Source organism: Vibrio methylphosphonaticus, assembly GCF_023634655.1.
GTDB classification, from domain to species: domain Bacteria; phylum Pseudomonadota; class Gammaproteobacteria; order Enterobacterales; family Vibrionaceae; genus Vibrio; species Vibrio methylphosphonaticus.
Map to the genome: position 1 here is coordinate 1 of NZ_JAMKMS010000006.1, position 15,573 is coordinate 15,573.

Consider the following 15,573-nt stretch of genomic DNA (forward strand, 5'->3'; position numbering starts at 1 on the left):
AAGGCCATTGCAGCGTTATATCTAAACATCAAGTCCCTGAAGAAGGTGCAACTAGAACCCTCTGCAACACTCAGGTTTAAAGTGTAAAGGTGACCAGTAGCCATTATGGTCAAGGCGAAACATTCAGCGAGTAGAGGTTTATTTAGCGTATCGTCGCAACGACTCCTTGTTTAAACTTAAATACGAAGCGCACCATGCCGCACCGCAATAAGGACTTAAGCGAAAGCTTGGCAGTCCCTGCTTTATCGAAATATGGAGAACAACGATGAAGCCAACCCTGATCATACCCCTTTCTTTCTATTGACAGCATGAAGTGCGCCCTTGGATAAAGTGTCAGGTGTTGCAAATGAGGATCTTTACACGGGATTGCAGAAGGGTAATGTTGCAGAAAACGGCACCTGTTAAAGGTACCGTTTTTTGTTATCCCGGGTGATTAGTTTACCCAATCTTTCAATTCAAATGTTAGCGTATGCTCGCTACCTTTGAGCTCTAGGCTGTCTTTTGTCAGATGGATCTCACTCCAATCGGATAGTGCTTTTGACATCGTCATTTCAACGTTCATTGCATTATCACCACACATCTTCATGGTCATGCCCATTTTTTCGATGCGGAACTGACCGTCTTTGAGTTCACCTTGCCCAAAGAAGTTGTTACAACCAGCGCTGCCGTTTGCCGTCATTTTTTCGCCGATTTCTAGGCGAGGTTGCTGACCTTGTTCGTCGAGTTGAATTGCCTTGCCATCAATCTGAACTAGGTTCCAGTTGTGGTGTTGAAGATCTTGAGCGGTTACGGTTGCCATTGTTTCCTCTGCACTGTTATTTGCAGCAGTACATGCGGTGAGTAATACAGGTACGGCGATAGCAGCCAATAGCGTCTTTGAAAAAATCTTCATAGTATATGTCTCCAACTAAATGAAATTATTGATAAGTATAATTAATAAAACACTGTTTTTTGTCAGGTGTGCGTTATGTTTGAGTATAGTGTTTTTTTGATGTGACCGATAATTTACAATCGAATTATCGGTAAGAATAAGCCAATTGTATTAATTTGAGACTATTCTTACTAAATTGAATTCGAAAGTAACCTTTAAGGATAGGGCAGCGATGGAGCAATTAGAGTTTTTTAATGTCCCCAGTCCGTGTGTGGGAGTGTGCTCTGTTGATACTAAAGGCTATTGCCAAGGCTGTATGAGAAAAAGAGAAGAGCGGTTTAATTGGTTATCGTTTACCCCCACACAGCAGTTACATATTATCAAGCTATGTCGTCAGCGTTACCGTAGAAAAATGGCAAACGGCAAACTAGGAGGGGATGTCGAGCAAACTGCACCGCTGAGTCCACAGCAAGATCTATTCTAGTGTTTGCTACCCACCTATCAACTTACATAATATAGCGTCTGAATTGTATATTATTTGAACTGCATATTGTTTGAGTTGCATATTGCTTGAAAGGCATAGTGTCTGTGAATAACATGGTGCCTGACACCCTCTAATCCCCCATTTTATATTGACTATTTTGATTCGTCTGCCTATTGACTGGCGGTAGACGACAAGCACGATGATATTTTGGAGAGTCAGTGATTAAATAATAAGCGTACGAAAGCACAAAACTGTGATATTAGTTCATTAATTGTCTGGCTACCTACTTAGAATTCTGGTTATATAGTGGAGGACGGTTATGTAAAATGCGAATAGATTCATGCGGATACTTATTTGTGACGATTCTTCTGTGGCTAGAAAGAGCCTAGAAAGAAGCATCGTAGCACCAGAAAACAGCCATATTATTTTTGCAGAAGACGGGTATCAAGCAATTGATATTCTTAGAGAAGGCAATATCGACCTCATGTTTTTGGATTTAACTATGCCAAAAATGGATGGCTTCGAAGTGCTGTCTATAATGAAGCATGAATCTATAACCACAAATACTGTGGTGATATCTGGTGATATTCAGCAAAAAGCTCAAGAACGTTGTTATCAACTCGGAGCTTACGCATTCATCGAAAAGCCACTTCAGAAAGGCATCGTCGAGCCGCTATTTCATGATCTAGGACTGCAATTTCGCCTTCCAAAGCACCTCAAGCAAGCTTTTACCATCAAACAAAGTGTCGAGCGCTTTCGTGAAACAGCGAATATCGCGTTAGGTAAAGGGGCTGCGATTATTGCTCAGCAACTAAAAGAGTTCATTCAATTACCGGTTCCTACTGTCGGTGATCTCTCTTTTGGCGAGGTAACGATGATGATTGAAGATAATTTAAGTCGAGCTAACAATTATACAGTGGCACAACGATTCGTTGGTGGAGGCATGCATGGCGAGGCGCTCATTTGTATTACTGGAAACGATATTAATCAGATTGGTTTAAGGTTTGGTTTCGAGCAAGGCGAATGTACACGAGATGAACTAGTGGTCAATTTATCAAACGTTCTGGTTTCTTCGTTCTTGGTTTCAATGTCGGAACAGTTAGGCGTTGAGTTTTCACTCCGAGAGCCGTTACGCATCGATCATTTCACGCCGCAGAACTCAATGATGAGTGGCTCTGAGCACATTTTTACCACCGAATACACTTATGACGCCGAAACATTGGACCTAAATTGCTCTGTATTGTTTATGTTTGATCAAGAATCAGTAGGCATTATTCATAGGCAAATGGAGATATTACATTGAAAACTATGACATTGGAGTTGTCGGATTTTCACTGGACGATGCAGCTTATTGATACTCTAGATGCGGGCCTAATTGTGGTGGATAAAGAGCATAAAGTCTGTGCTTGGAACAGTTTTATGCAAAACTATAGTGGTGTGAATGCTGACCAAATTATGGGTAGAAGCTTATTTGAGTATTACCCAAACCTGCCTGAAAAATGGTTAAAGACAAAGCTGAGTTCAACCGAGAAAATGAGAACCCGAGGTTTTTCCAACTGGAAAGATCGGCCGATTATTTTTGAATTTAAAAACTTTTCTCCGGTTTCTCAAGGCCTGTTAAATATGTATCAGAATATGGTGATTACCCCTTTGAAATCACCCACGGGAGAAATTACGCACTTTGCGATTATGCTGCAAGATGTGTCTGAAATCGCCAAAAGTCAGATGTATTTGAAGCGCTCCAACGAGAAGCTAACGGAGCTGGGTCGAGTGGATGGTCTAACGGGGGTATTTAATCGAGCTTATTGGGAATCGTGTGTGACGGAAGTATTTAGTCATGCTAAGACCAAAGGCAACGTCGCGACATTGGTGATGCTCGATATTGATTACTTTAAGCGAGTAAATGACAATTTTGGCCATTCTTTTGGTGATGAAGTCATTAAAGAGACGGCTAACCAATTGACCAAAGCTGCTAGGGGAAACGATGTATGTGGTCGTTATGGTGGTGAAGAATTCGCAGTATTGCTCAATGATACGACTGCTGACCAAGCGTATTATTTTGCAGAGCGATTGAGAAAGCGTATTGAATCACTTGAAATTACCACGGCAGAGGATTCTCTAAAGTACACAATTAGCTTGGGGATCGCGGAATTAGAAACAGGTGATAGTGACCATGTTGAATGGTTAAAAAGAGCTGATAAAGCACTTTATCAATCTAAAGAAGCCGGACGCAACAGAACGAGTATCGCGAGTTAACCGAGCGATGACCTTTACGTAGATACAAGCAACGGCGCTTTAAAAACTTCTCTAAGCTAAACTGACTTCTACTGTGCCTTATCCCTCTCATGTTACTCATATACCTATACCTAGTGTTATTCGCTTAGCTCAATCACGCTAGGCGAAAGGAGACCTAGCGTTTTCTGTTATCGTGTTGTTCCGGTAATGAAAGGCGAATATTACTAGCGTTGCTGCGACTAATACGCCAGTTCCGCTCATCGCTAAGAATGTCATCACGCCATAAATATCCTGCTGATCTAGCTGATATCCCACAATATATGTGCCAATCGAAAACCCAATAGAGACGGCGGCAGCCATGTAACCTTGGCTAGTCGCTGGGCCATAGGGGCTGATTTTGTCGGCAAAGCTGGCGATGGAGATATCATTCCACGCACCGTTGATGATGGAGATGAGAATGAGTGACAACGGGAGTAATGCGGACACATGGCTTTCAAACATGAACCAAATGCTGATGCCAACGAAGGCATTAATAAATACCGTTCCTAGCCAGAGAAATTGACTCCCATGTTTGTCCATCCATTTTCCTGCAGGCGCTAACGCGATTAAGGTAATCAGCGCGGCGGCAGCCATTCCAAATGAAGAGTAGGAAAGCTCTACACTAAAAGCCTGAGCAATAATCACCGGCCCCATCTCGACCATATTGGAACCCACAAACATCGATAGTAAAACACAGGCAACAAAGCCAAACCACAGTAACTTGGAAGGTTCATTGGGCGTCAAGTTTTCAGCGACAGTTTGCCGGGTTGATAGAAGGGGATTCGGCGATTGTAACAGTGTCATTGCAACACAGACGATATCAAACACGAGTAACGTGGCAAGTTGTAATGTGGTGGAAAGAGAAAATAGCTGCAGTAAACCAATTGCGACACCAGCAATGACCACGCCTCCCATTTGGAATTGAAACAGCAATTTGAGTGCATTTGCTTGTTCTTTTGCATCTTGATTAAGGCGCAGAGCAAACGTTGGATTTAGAATGAGCAGTAAATTACTGCCGACACCAATACACAGTGCAACCAGCCAATAGTGCCAATGCGTTTGATGAACAAATAATAGAAAAAACAACGCCAGACAGTGACAGAGCATCGCGCTTAAATGCAATTGACGGTGGAGAGCGTAGCGATCGGCGAGTGCACCTAGTAGCGGAGCAACTAAACCACTTAGTCCCAGAATTAACATGACCTGACCCACTAATACGCCGCTGGAGGTACGGTGTAAAATAAGCGGCGCAAGAACAATGGCGACGCCAATCCATTGGACAATACCCATAGAGGCTTGGCTTGTTAACCACAAAGAGGATCGTTTCATTATTTAGGGATGATGAGTAGGTCGAGCAAGCAGTGTAAAACAAATGACGGCTTGGAGGAGGTCACTGAGCGTCAAGTTATTTGAATGAAATGTATGGATATTCTCGTGGTATTAGGCGGCTGCTTAGACACAGCCACCTAATAATATGGCTAGGATAGTGCTTGTTGCGGGTTATTGACTAGGTGCTGCCACTGTTGTCTTTTCAGCTTAAGGTGGTGCTCAAGCTGCTCCAATTGGATAGCGATGAGAGCTTGTTCATACTTTTCCTTAACGTTTTGTTTCGCGTCTTTTAAGCATTGCTTCTTAAGATCGTCGTACTCTTTTAACTTAGCGACAAGCAAATGAAACTCTTGCTCAATGAGTGCTACGATACGATCAGAATCCGGCAATGAGACCGCTTTAATTTTTGCCAATTGCAGCGTTCGAGCTAATCGAGCTTTCTCTATTTTGTATGCGGAAACGCGCTTAAGATCACTCGTAAGTCCAAACCAAGAACAACTTTTAATCAGCCATTTTGTTGGATCAAATTGCCACCAACGGATGCCGTTTCGGTAGTCGTGTTCGAAGATATGATGAAAATTATGATAGCCCTCACCAAAGGTCAGAAAAGCAAGTATCCCATTGTCTCTCGCTGTATTTTTAGTGGTGTATGGTTGAGAGCCCCAAACGTGTGCCAGCGAGTTAATGAAAAAGGTTGTGTGATGACTTAACACTAGACGCAGGGCACCAACCACCAGCATAAAGCCGAGCAAGTCACCGTAAAATAGACCAAGACCTACGGGGAAGCCCACATTCATAAATAGTGCTAACGGAACATAATGCTTATGTTGCCACATGACCACAGGGTCTTTTTGTATATCACGGCAATTATTGTAATCCGTATACCGAGATGCTTGATACTCTCTTAACATCCAACCGATGTGGGAATACCAAAACCCTCGCTTAGCGGAATAAGGGTCTTTGTCGTTATTGTCTACATGTTTATGGTGAATACGATGATCGGAGGACCAGTGGAGAATACTATTTTGTAAAGCAAACGCCCCTCCGATAGCGAAGATGTAACGCATGACAGGGTGCGCGTTATAGGTCTTATGTGACCATAGGCGATGGTATCCAGCGGTAATCGACATACCACAGAAAATAAAGCTAATCGCCAGCCAAGCCCAATGATGGACTGTGTAGCCATAGGCGATGCCATACCATGTGACGCCAAGTGTTGCCAGTAAGAACGTCCCCAGAAAAATGGTGACGTTTAGCCATATAATTGGAGGTTTAGTTGTCGTGCTCATAAGTTCCTGACCGAGTTGGTTGTCCATTTTAGCTTACGCTTGTACGCTAGAATATCAGCGCACACGTGTAAGTCAAATGGACAATTTCAATTTTGGTGAGCGGAATAAAAAGAGTTGTTACAAAGCGTAAGCCAGTTAGCGTTAGTTACGGGGAAGCTTACGTGCTTAGTCATAAAGCACTTTGGTCTTAAAGAATTAAAGCTGAAGAGAATGGGTCACGTCAGCTTATTCTTTCTTGATTAGAGTGGTGGATTACAATGGTGGATTAGCATGATGTTTTAGCCACACTTTGTCGATTTTGTTGGCTTTGAATGCGTTAGTTGATCAGGTTTTCTTCGGGCGGATGTTGTTGGTAGATGGCTTCAAAGCGCTCGAAATTCGACATGAGAATATCGACTAGCATTGGGTCGAACGCTTTGCCAGATTGCGTTGAGATATACTGCTTCGTTTTGTCGATAGGCCATGCAGGTTTGTAGGCTCGTTTGCTTACTAGCGCATCAAATACATCGGCAATGCTGACGATACGAGCCTCGAGCGGGATAGCCCTGTCAGAGAGTTCTAAGGGGTAACCTTTGCCGTCATAACGTTCATGGTGACAAAGAACGATGTTTTTCAGAAACTCAATTTCGCCACTGGTTGAGTGGACGGCATCAATAGTAGTAAGGACATCATTTATAATATCAACGCCATAATGTACATGTTGGTTCATGATAGATCGTTCTTTGTCGGTAAAGCGCTTTGCGCTAAAAAGAACGTCATCAGGTATGCGGTATTTACCGATGTCATGAAACGGTGCGTAGAGCTCAATCCACTGGATAAAGCGGTGGTCGATCGGTTGTGACGTCGCCAGTAATTCCGCGATGAGCTTGCTGTATAGACCCATCCGGTGCAAATGATCCGCCGTTTCTGGATCCCGCTTATGACTAATGCTTAATGCCAGCTTTAATGCTTTCACTAACATTTGATGTTTATTCTTATCATGACAAAGCAGACTAAAAATCACTTCTTTGACAAACAATAGATCTGAGTGCAATGCACCATTCTCAAAGTAACCAGGTTGAATGGAGTTAAAGAACAGTAATGCCCCTTCTGTTTGATTCAGCTTGATACCGATAGTGAGACTGCTTTTATGCCCAAGAGAGCGCAGTTTTTTAACGCGCTCGTTGTTAGGCAATTCATCTAAGTCCGAGACAATCCGAATCTCCTCATTTTCGATGATTTGCATAAGAGAGAGGCAGGAAGAGGAGGCCATTGAGACCACATCATAACTATCGCCAGTATGCTGAGAATCAATAACGTGAAAGTTCTCTAAGTAATCTGAATGGGTCACCGTAACACACAGGCGTGACAACAACGGGTAGCTGACTTTGAGAGACTCAAATAATTCATCTATGCCGTTGCGGCAGCTGAGCGCTCGGTTTGTTGTTGAGATGCAGTTAGTATAATCCATATGTTTCTTATCAATAGTTTTTATATGGTTATTTAAATAGTAGTCAGCATTACGCTATAAATTCAAGTGATCGACTTCGCACTCAGCCATGTAAAGTCATGAACAGTAAGTTGCATCTTTGACTTGTGATCGCTCTATCAAGGTAATGATATTGATAGTGAAATCGTTTGCTTGGTGTTTTTTTAAACGGTAATGTTGCAAACAGATGTTTGACTATACGGACACATGTTTATGACGGAACGTGAGCAACAGATTCTAGAGTTAATCAAACAAGACCCCATGATTGCCCAGCAAACACTGGCCCAGCAGTTAGGGTTAAGCCGCAGTGCGGTCGCAGGTCATATTATGAATTTGACTCGTAAAGGATATATTCATGGTAAAGGGTATGTGATTGCCCCTGAGCGATTTGTAGCCGTCATAGGCGGTGCCAATATGGATTTGTGCGGTCGCTCCAGCGCCGATCTGATCATGGGCGATTCAAACCCTGGTGCGCTTACATCGAGTGCTGGAGGTGTGGCGAGAAATATCGCCGACAACTTAAGTCGTTTAGGCAGTAAAGTTGAATTTATTGGTGCTGTTGGTGATGATCTTTGGGGTGAACAATTAAAAGACGCGTGTCGACAAGCCGGTATGGGTATTGAGCACCTACTGACAGTAACGGGTAAAGCAACCAGTACTTACCTGTCTATCCATGATCCCGCTGGAGAGTTGCAGCTTGCACTTAATGATATGTCCCTCATTGACGTATTGACAGGCGAGCAGTTAGCCAAACGAGCCAACATTATCAACTGTGCCTCAGCGATTGTTCTGGATGCCAACTTGAGCGAAAGTGCGTTGGACTACCTGTTTCATGCTCACGCTGATAAACCGATCTTTGTTGACCCAGTTTCTAGTGTCAAAGCCACAAAACTTGCCCCTTATCTCCATCATATTCATACCTTAAAGCCCAATCTAACGGAAGCGGAGCTTTTAGCGGGCTATGCACTCTCTCACATAGATGATTTACCAGAGTTGGCAACGCGATTACATGATAAAGGGGTGAGTCACTTACTAATCAGCTTAGGAAGACAGGGCGCTTACTCAAGCTGCGACGGTATTGGTCACTTTATTCCAGCGCAAGACGTTGAAGTACATAATGTGACCGGTGCAGGGGATGCCTTAATGGCCGGCGTGACACACGGATTTATTACCGGCTGGAGTTGGTCACCGAGTGTGAATTTTGCGCTAGGCGCGGCGAGATTAGCACTACAGTCCAATTCGACCATCAATACCATTATGTCAGAAAGAGCGGTAACACGCTTGATTAAGGAAGCTACATGTTAAACACATATTTAGATATATTACCGGAAGTTGCCGACGCATTAGCGAATAATCGACCTGTCGTCGCGCTGGAATCCACTATTATTTCACACGGTATGCCTTACCCTCGCAACGTAGAAACCGCGTTACTTGTGGAGCAAACTATACGAGATTCAGGCGCGACACCAGCAACCATCGCCATTATAGAAGGGCGACTGAAAGTAGGATTAAGTGAAGCGGAAATTACCCACCTTGGTCAAGCGGGTACGGCGGTAACTAAGGTGAGTCGCCGTGATATTCCGTTTATGGTCGCGGGTAAGAAAGACGGTGCAACAACCGTCGCTGCTACTATGATTCTCGCCGAAATGGCAGGCATTAAGGTGTTTGCGACGGGCGGTATTGGTGGGGTACATCGCGGCGCTCAAGAAACGTTTGATATTTCTGCCGATCTTCAAGAGCTTGCCCATACCGATGTTGCTGTGGTTTGCGCGGGTGCAAAATCAATTTTAGATCTGGCACTAACTCGTGAATATCTTGAAACACAGGGCGTTCCGGTGATTGGGTTTCAGACCAGCAGTTTGCCTGCTTTTTATACTCGCGAAAGTGAGCACGGTGTGGACTATCGTCTTGATAGTGCACAGCAAATTGCAATCGCCTTGAAGGCAAAGTGGGCGATGGGGTTAACGGGTGGGGTGGTGGTAGCCAATCCAATACCACAAGAGTTTGCAATGCCTGTTGAACGAATTAATGCAGTCATTGAACAGGCGTTAGCTGAAGCAGATGAGCAAGGGATAGGTGGTAAAGAGTCAACGCCATTTTTATTGGCTCGTGTTTGTGAACTGACTGGCGGAAACAGTTTGGATTCTAATATTCAATTGGTCCTTAATAATGCCAGGTTAGGCGCTGAGATTGCTAAGCAATACTGCCAAAGCTAGCACATGACACGCAGGCAATTCGGAATCAGGTGCTTAGCAAAATGCTGACAGGAGTTGCGGTAGCAATCATCAAATAGTTAAGGCAAAATGCTAGCAATTTCGTTAGTTAAATGAGTCTTATGATGTTTAAAGCCGCAATCTTCGATATGGATGGGTTGTTACTCGATACTGAAAATGTCTGTAAAAAGGTGTTTAGTGACGCTTGTCAAACGCTCGGCGTCCCATTTTTTGAAGAGCTGTATCTTTCGATAATAGGCTGTAATTCAAAAACGATTCGTACTCGCCTGACTGAGGGCTACAAAGATGTGATTGATTATGAATTGATCCATCAAGAGTGGCGTAAAAATTACGATGCCGTGGTACTTCATGAAGCGATTCCTGTTAAAAAGGGTGTCATCGCACTACTTGATTGGTTAACGTCAAAAAACATTCCGCTGGCCGTGGCAACGTCCACGCAGCGTGATGTCGCTGAGGTGAAACTTAAGCTTGCGGGATTAGATCATTATTTTAGTCATATCACTACTGGTTGCGAAGTGACACATGGCAAGCCCCATCCGGAAATTTACCTACTTGCAGCGCAGCGACTAGGTGTGGCGCCTGAGACTTGCTTAGCGTTTGAGGATTCCAATAATGGTGTAAAATCGGCGATGGCGGCTACGATGAAAACCTACCAAATTCTCGATTTAGTAGAGCCTTGTGATGACGTTCGTGCATTGAATCCACACACGCATGACTCATTACTCTCTGTCTACCTTGAGTTATCACAGTGATTCTCAACGGCACTCAAGCGGCTCTTTTAAGAGATGATGAATGCTGAATCTAGATCTCATTTGGGTATATAATTGAATTTATTGGAAAGTAGTGGAGTGATGTTTTGAAGCAAACGCAGCGCCATCGCGAAATTTTAGCGATGCTGACACAAAGCGGTTTTGTTAATACTGAAGAGTTTGTTGACGAGTTTGGGGTTAGCCCACAGACCATTCGTCGTGACTTAAATGATTTAGCTAAACAGGGATTAGTCACGCGTCATCACGGCGGCGCGTCATTGCATTCAAGTACTGAAAACGAAGCCTACTCGACGAGAAAAGTGCATTATCAGGAAGAGAAAACACGCATTGCCGATGCTTTGGTGCGTCGAATTCCTAATGGTTCATCGTTATTTATTGATATTGGTACCACGACAGAGTCAGTCGCTATTGCACTGTTGAACCATCAAGATCTTAAAGTCGTGACCAATAACATCAATGTGGCAAATATTTTACGAGTTAAAGATGATTTCACCGTCATTATTGCGGGTGGTCAGATCCGCAATAAGGATGGCGGTATTATTGGTGAAGCCGCGAAAGAGTTCATCGAACAGTTTCGCCTAGACTTTGGCATTTTGGGTATTTCTGGTATCCATGAAGACGGTAGCTTACTCGACTTTGATTTTTCGGAAGTTCGTATTGCGCAGGCGATCATGGAATGTTCCGGCCAAACATTATTAGCCGCTGATAGCACCAAGTTTAACCGTGGAGCCATGGTGAACTTAGGTCATATTTCTCAGGTTGATACGTTTTTCACTGATGAAAAGCCACCACAAGAACTCATTGATATCATGGAACAAAATGATGTTGATTGGCATGTGTGCGAATAAGCACAGGCTGACTATCTTTGTTTGGCTACTCACGATGTTTAGTTCGTTACCCGCTATGTTTATTTGGATACCCACTATGTTTAGTTCGTTACCAACGATGTTTATTTAATTACCAACGATGTTAATTTAAATACTAAAAATGCCCATTCTAATGCTCACGGTGTGATGCTTTTATATTTAGATACAATTGCTCACTAAATGCCGTAGTTTTGACATCTATTGAGCATGTTATCTGCTGTAGTGAGGAAGAGGGATGTGATGTAATAACCCACGTAAGGAGTTGATGGTCCACTTTCAACTCGCTTACGCATCCAACTTAGACATGGTACTGATTAGACACCGTACTGTTGTTGCCTTGCTGTGATATGCAGCAAGGCTTTTTTTTAGCTACCATTATAACTCTTCTATTCAGTATAACTTTTCTATTTACTTCTAGTCGCGTTAGCTTTTATCAAGGCTAAACGTAGCAGGTTAGGTTTTGGTTCGCCCGATAGCGTCTTCCCAGCCGCGGTAGAGGGTGTCACGTTGCTGACGGTCAATGGCCGGACGGAATACTCGCTCAATCTCTTTTTTATCAGCCAACTCATCTTCGCTTTGCCAAAATCCAGTGGCAAGCCCCGCTAACATGGCAGCGCCTAATGCGGTGGATTCACGCACAACGGGTCGAACGACTTTACTGCCCATAATATCGGCTTGAAACTGCATTAAGAAATCGTTGGCGACTGCGCCGCCATCGACACGGATTTGGGTCAGTTTGATACCCGAGTCTTCTTCCATCGCAAGAAGCACATCGCGGCTTTGATAGGCAATGGATTCTAACGCCGCACGAATGATGTGATTGCGATTCGTGCCGCGAGTGAGTCCGGTTAACGAACCGCGGGCATGTGGGTCCCAATACGGCGCGCCGAGCCCAACAAATGCGGGTACTAAGTATACGCCATTCGTGTCATCGACTTTTTCTGCAAAATACTGCGTGTCTTGTGCATCACGGATTAAACCCAGCTCGTCGCGAAGCCACTGAATGGTTGCCCCACCCATAAAGACGCTGCCCTCTAAGGCGTAGGTCACGCGGTCGCCAACTTGGTAGCCAATCGTAGTAAGCAGGCCGTGCTTAGAAAGCATTGGCGTGTCGCCTGTGTTCATTAATAGGAAACAACCAGTACCATAAGTGTTTTTTACCATACCTTTTTTGAAGCACTGTTGGCCAAACAGTGCTGCTTGTTGGTCGCCAGCAATACCACTGATAGGGATGTCTTCTGTTCCACCGCCAATATGGGCGTAGCCGTATATCTCGCTGCTTGATTTGACTTCAGGAAGCATCGACTTAGGGATGTTAAAAATATCAAGTAGCGTGCTATCCCATTGCAACGTATGAATATTAAATAACATTGTGCGCGACGCGTTACTGACATCAGTGACGTGGGATTTACCGTGAGTGAGTTTCCATACTAACCAGGTATCCACTGTACCAAATAACAATTCACCTTTCTCTGCTCGTTCGCGAGCCCCTTCGACGTTATCGAGTATCCAAGCAATTTTAGAGGCAGAAAAATACGCATCGATGACCAGTCCGGTACGTTGGTTAATGATACTTTCGTGACCGTCTTGCTTGAGTTGGTCACAAAAACTGGCCGTGCGACGACATTGCCAAACAATGGCATTGTAAATGGGTTGGCCGGATTCTTTGTCCCAAACAATGGTCGTTTCACGTTGGTTTGTGATTCCGATAGCGGCCACATCTTCATTTGCGATATCCGCTTGAGCAAGCACTTCGGTCAGTGATGAACGCTGCGTCGCCCATATCTCCATAGGGTCATGCTCGACCCAACCTGGTTGCGGATAGATTTGTGTGAACTCTCTTTGTGCCGAACACACGCTGTTGGCATCGCGATCAAAGATGATCGCTCGTGAGCTGGTGGTCCCTTGGTCTAATGCAACGACGACTTTATTAGGCTTGTTCATACCGTTCTCGTTCTTAGTTTTTAGTTTTTATGAAATTAGGTTCGACTGTTTGCGACTTAATAGAAGCCAGTATCACCCCTTATTGGGTGAATCGGTACCGAGCGTCAAAATCTATATAGGCTTAGCTGATGCCTGTCACTGTGAGAACGTAAATGTTCGTTATCGACCATGTGAGCATTTGATGGAGATATTTTAATAGTTATCATTCTATTTTGCTTTTACCTATCTCGCAAAAATTGCTTGGGAATACGCAATTCTTTATGGCATTAGTATTAACGAAATATGACAAAACACAAGCTGACCATAAAGAATGTAAATAAGCGTACAAAACGCTCGATCTTTTCGATTTCGAACATTATAGTTAACTTAACGAACATTTTCGCGCGTTATTTGGTTTCGGGAAAAGGGTGAGAAAAATGGATTCCTCAACAAAAATGTATGATTTGGTGGTGATTGGCGGCGGGATAAACGGCGTTGCTGTGGCTGCGGACGCCGCAGGTCGTGGATTGAAAGTCGCACTCTATGAAATGAATGATCTTGCCTCTGCGACGTCATCTGCCAGTAGTAAATTGATTCATGGCGGATTGCGCTATTTGGAGCACTATGAGTTTCGTTTAGTGTCAGAAGCGCTTGCTGAGAGAGAAGTGTTATTAAAAAACGCCCCTCATCTTGTTTCCCCTCTTCGTTTTCAGCTTCCTCATCGTGCGCATCTTCGCCCAGCTTGGATGATTCGAGCAGGACTGTTTTTGTATGACACGCTGGGTAAGCGTGTGTCTTTGGCCAGAAGCCACAGTGTGAAATTTGCCGGGGAAGAAAGCCCGTTAAAATCAGAAATGACGGTTGGTTTTGAATACTCAGATTGCGCGGTTGACGATGCTCGGTTAGTGGTCACCAATGCTAAATTGGCGAGGGAGAAAGGCGCAGAGATACACACCCGCTCGAAATGCACTAAAGCACAGAGAAGTAATGATGAGTGGCAAATTGACATTGAACATAGTTTGACAGGAGATGTGTCAAGTGTGCGCTGCAAAGCGCTAGTGAATGCAGCGGGACCTTGGGTTGACCGTTTTTTTGACCGTCAGCTTGATATGGTTTCGCCCCGCAGTATTCGCTTAGTAAAGGGCAGCCATATTGTTGTACCGCGTATGTACAGTGGTGATAAGGCGTTCATTTTACAAAATGAAGATAATCGCATTGTATTTGTCATTCCGTATATGGATCACTACTCGTTAGTGGGAACGACAGATGTTGAATATCAAGGCAATCCAAGCGCGGTAGCGATAGACGATAATGAGATCGCCTATTTGTGCGATGTGGTTAACCAGCACTTTAAGACAACGATCAGTGCCGACGATATTATTACCACGTGGTCAGGCGTGAGACCGTTATGCGACGATGAGTCAGACGACCCTCAGGCGGTGACGCGCGACTACACGATTGAACTCGATGATCCACTCAATGATGCGCCGTTACTGTCCATTTTCGGAGGCAAACTCACTACTTATCGAAAATTGGGGCAAGCGGCAGTCGATAAACTGGCGCCTTTTTTTCCAAAAATGGGACCTGAGTGGACTCGAGGTACAGCGCTACCTGGCGGAAATTTTTCAAATCGCGACAGTTTAGTTGCCGAGGTGATGAACGAATACGCTTGGATGGATGAATCCTTGGTTAAGCGATGGGTGCATGCTTATGGAACGATGATTTATACCTTATTAGAAGGTAAGCAGGCGAAAGATGACTTAGGACAGGGGTTTGGCGCAGGGTTGTATCAAGTTGAAGTTGATTATTTGATCGATGCCGAATGGGCGGTGACCGCTGAGGATATTCTATGGCGCCGTGGCAAGCTAGGCTTGGCGATAGAGCATATTCAACTTAACGCCTTAACAGACTACATGAGTTCTGTGGAGCTAAAACGTGAACGACCATCTTTAAAATCAGTGGGGTGATATTACGGTTTCAGCTGACAGTCATTTTCTACACATACAAAAAGACAAGAATGCCGCTACTAACATAGCGGCATTTTTACCTAGCGACTATCGGTTGT

Annotated in this window: 13 protein-coding genes; 8 read left to right on the top strand and 5 right to left on the bottom strand. The window is 44.2% G+C overall.

The window, feature by feature from the left end; all coding sequences use genetic code 11:
* Nucleotides 1-433: 433 nt before the first annotated feature.
* On the bottom strand, nt 434-892 hold the full coding sequence (locus M9196_RS08440; RefSeq protein WP_250617099.1) for an META domain-containing protein: 459 nt from the start codon (nt 890-892) through the stop codon (nt 434-436).
* Nucleotides 893-1,103: 211 nt separating this feature from the next.
* Between M9196_RS08440 and M9196_RS08445 the strand changes: the two genes are divergently transcribed.
* The 3 genes from M9196_RS08445 (at nt 1,104) to M9196_RS08455 (ending at nt 3,611) form a co-directional block, all read left to right on the top strand.
* Nucleotides 1,104-1,355 (top strand): DUF1289 domain-containing protein, encoded by a 252-nt coding sequence (locus tag M9196_RS08445; RefSeq protein ID WP_250617100.1) that lies wholly within the window; start codon nt 1,104-1,106, stop codon nt 1,353-1,355.
* A 340-nt stretch (nt 1,356-1,695) separates the two neighbouring features.
* Nucleotides 1,696-2,658: a response regulator gene (locus tag M9196_RS08450; protein ID WP_250617101.1), complete on the top strand. Its 963-nt coding sequence runs from the start codon at nt 1,696-1,698 to the stop codon at nt 2,656-2,658.
* Between the two features lie 5 nt (nt 2,659-2,663).
* Nucleotides 2,664-3,611, top strand: coding sequence for a diguanylate cyclase (locus tag M9196_RS08455; protein WP_250617345.1), 948 nt, complete (start codon nt 2,664-2,666; stop codon nt 3,609-3,611).
* 138 nt (nt 3,612-3,749) lie between these two features.
* On the opposite strand, the gene M9196_RS08460 is transcribed toward M9196_RS08455, so the two are convergent.
* The 3 genes from M9196_RS08460 to M9196_RS08470 form a co-directional block, all read right to left on the bottom strand.
* Nucleotides 3,750-4,943, bottom strand: coding sequence for an MFS transporter (locus M9196_RS08460; RefSeq protein ID WP_250617102.1), 1,194 nt, complete (start codon nt 4,941-4,943; stop codon nt 3,750-3,752).
* A gap of 164 nt (nt 4,944-5,107) precedes the next feature.
* Nucleotides 5,108-6,247 carry an acyl-CoA desaturase gene (locus tag M9196_RS08465; RefSeq protein ID WP_250617103.1) on the bottom strand — a complete coding sequence of 380 codons (1,140 nt, stop codon included), beginning with the start codon at nt 6,245-6,247 and terminating at the stop codon, nt 5,108-5,110.
* A gap of 316 nt (nt 6,248-6,563) precedes the next feature.
* Nucleotides 6,564-7,697, bottom strand: coding sequence for an HD-GYP domain-containing protein (locus M9196_RS08470; RefSeq protein WP_250617104.1), 1,134 nt, complete (start codon nt 7,695-7,697; stop codon nt 6,564-6,566).
* Between the two features lie 231 nt (nt 7,698-7,928).
* On the opposite strand from M9196_RS08470, the gene M9196_RS08475 reads away from it, so the two are divergent.
* From M9196_RS08475 to M9196_RS08490, 4 genes are all read left to right on the top strand, one after another.
* Nucleotides 7,929-9,020 (top strand): PfkB family carbohydrate kinase, encoded by a 1,092-nt coding sequence (locus M9196_RS08475; protein WP_250617105.1) that lies wholly within the window; start codon nt 7,929-7,931, stop codon nt 9,018-9,020.
* Entirely contained in the window at nt 9,014-9,931 is a 918-nt protein-coding gene (locus M9196_RS08480) for a pseudouridine-5'-phosphate glycosidase (protein WP_250617106.1), read from the top strand. The genes M9196_RS08475 and M9196_RS08480 overlap by 7 nt, the downstream gene beginning before the upstream one ends.
* 119 nt (nt 9,932-10,050) lie before the next feature.
* Entirely contained in the window at nt 10,051-10,701 is a 651-nt protein-coding gene (locus M9196_RS08485) for an HAD family hydrolase (protein ID WP_250617107.1), read from the top strand.
* Between the two features lie 104 nt (nt 10,702-10,805).
* Nucleotides 10,806-11,567, top strand: a complete 762-nt coding sequence (locus M9196_RS08490) for a DeoR/GlpR family transcriptional regulator (RefSeq protein WP_250617108.1) — start codon at nt 10,806-10,808, stop codon at nt 11,565-11,567.
* 471 nt (nt 11,568-12,038) lie between these two features.
* Here M9196_RS08490 and glpK read toward each other — a convergent pair whose 3' ends face one another.
* Nucleotides 12,039-13,529 (bottom strand): glycerol kinase GlpK, encoded by a 1,491-nt coding sequence (gene glpK, locus M9196_RS08495; RefSeq protein ID WP_250617109.1) that lies wholly within the window; start codon nt 13,527-13,529, stop codon nt 12,039-12,041.
* Between the two features lie 416 nt (nt 13,530-13,945).
* On the opposite strand from glpK, the gene glpD reads away from it, so the two are divergent.
* Nucleotides 13,946-15,475: a glycerol-3-phosphate dehydrogenase gene (gene glpD, locus M9196_RS08500; protein WP_250617110.1), complete on the top strand. Its 1,530-nt coding sequence runs from the start codon at nt 13,946-13,948 to the stop codon at nt 15,473-15,475.
* The last annotated feature ends 98 nt before the right edge of the window (nt 15,476-15,573 follow it).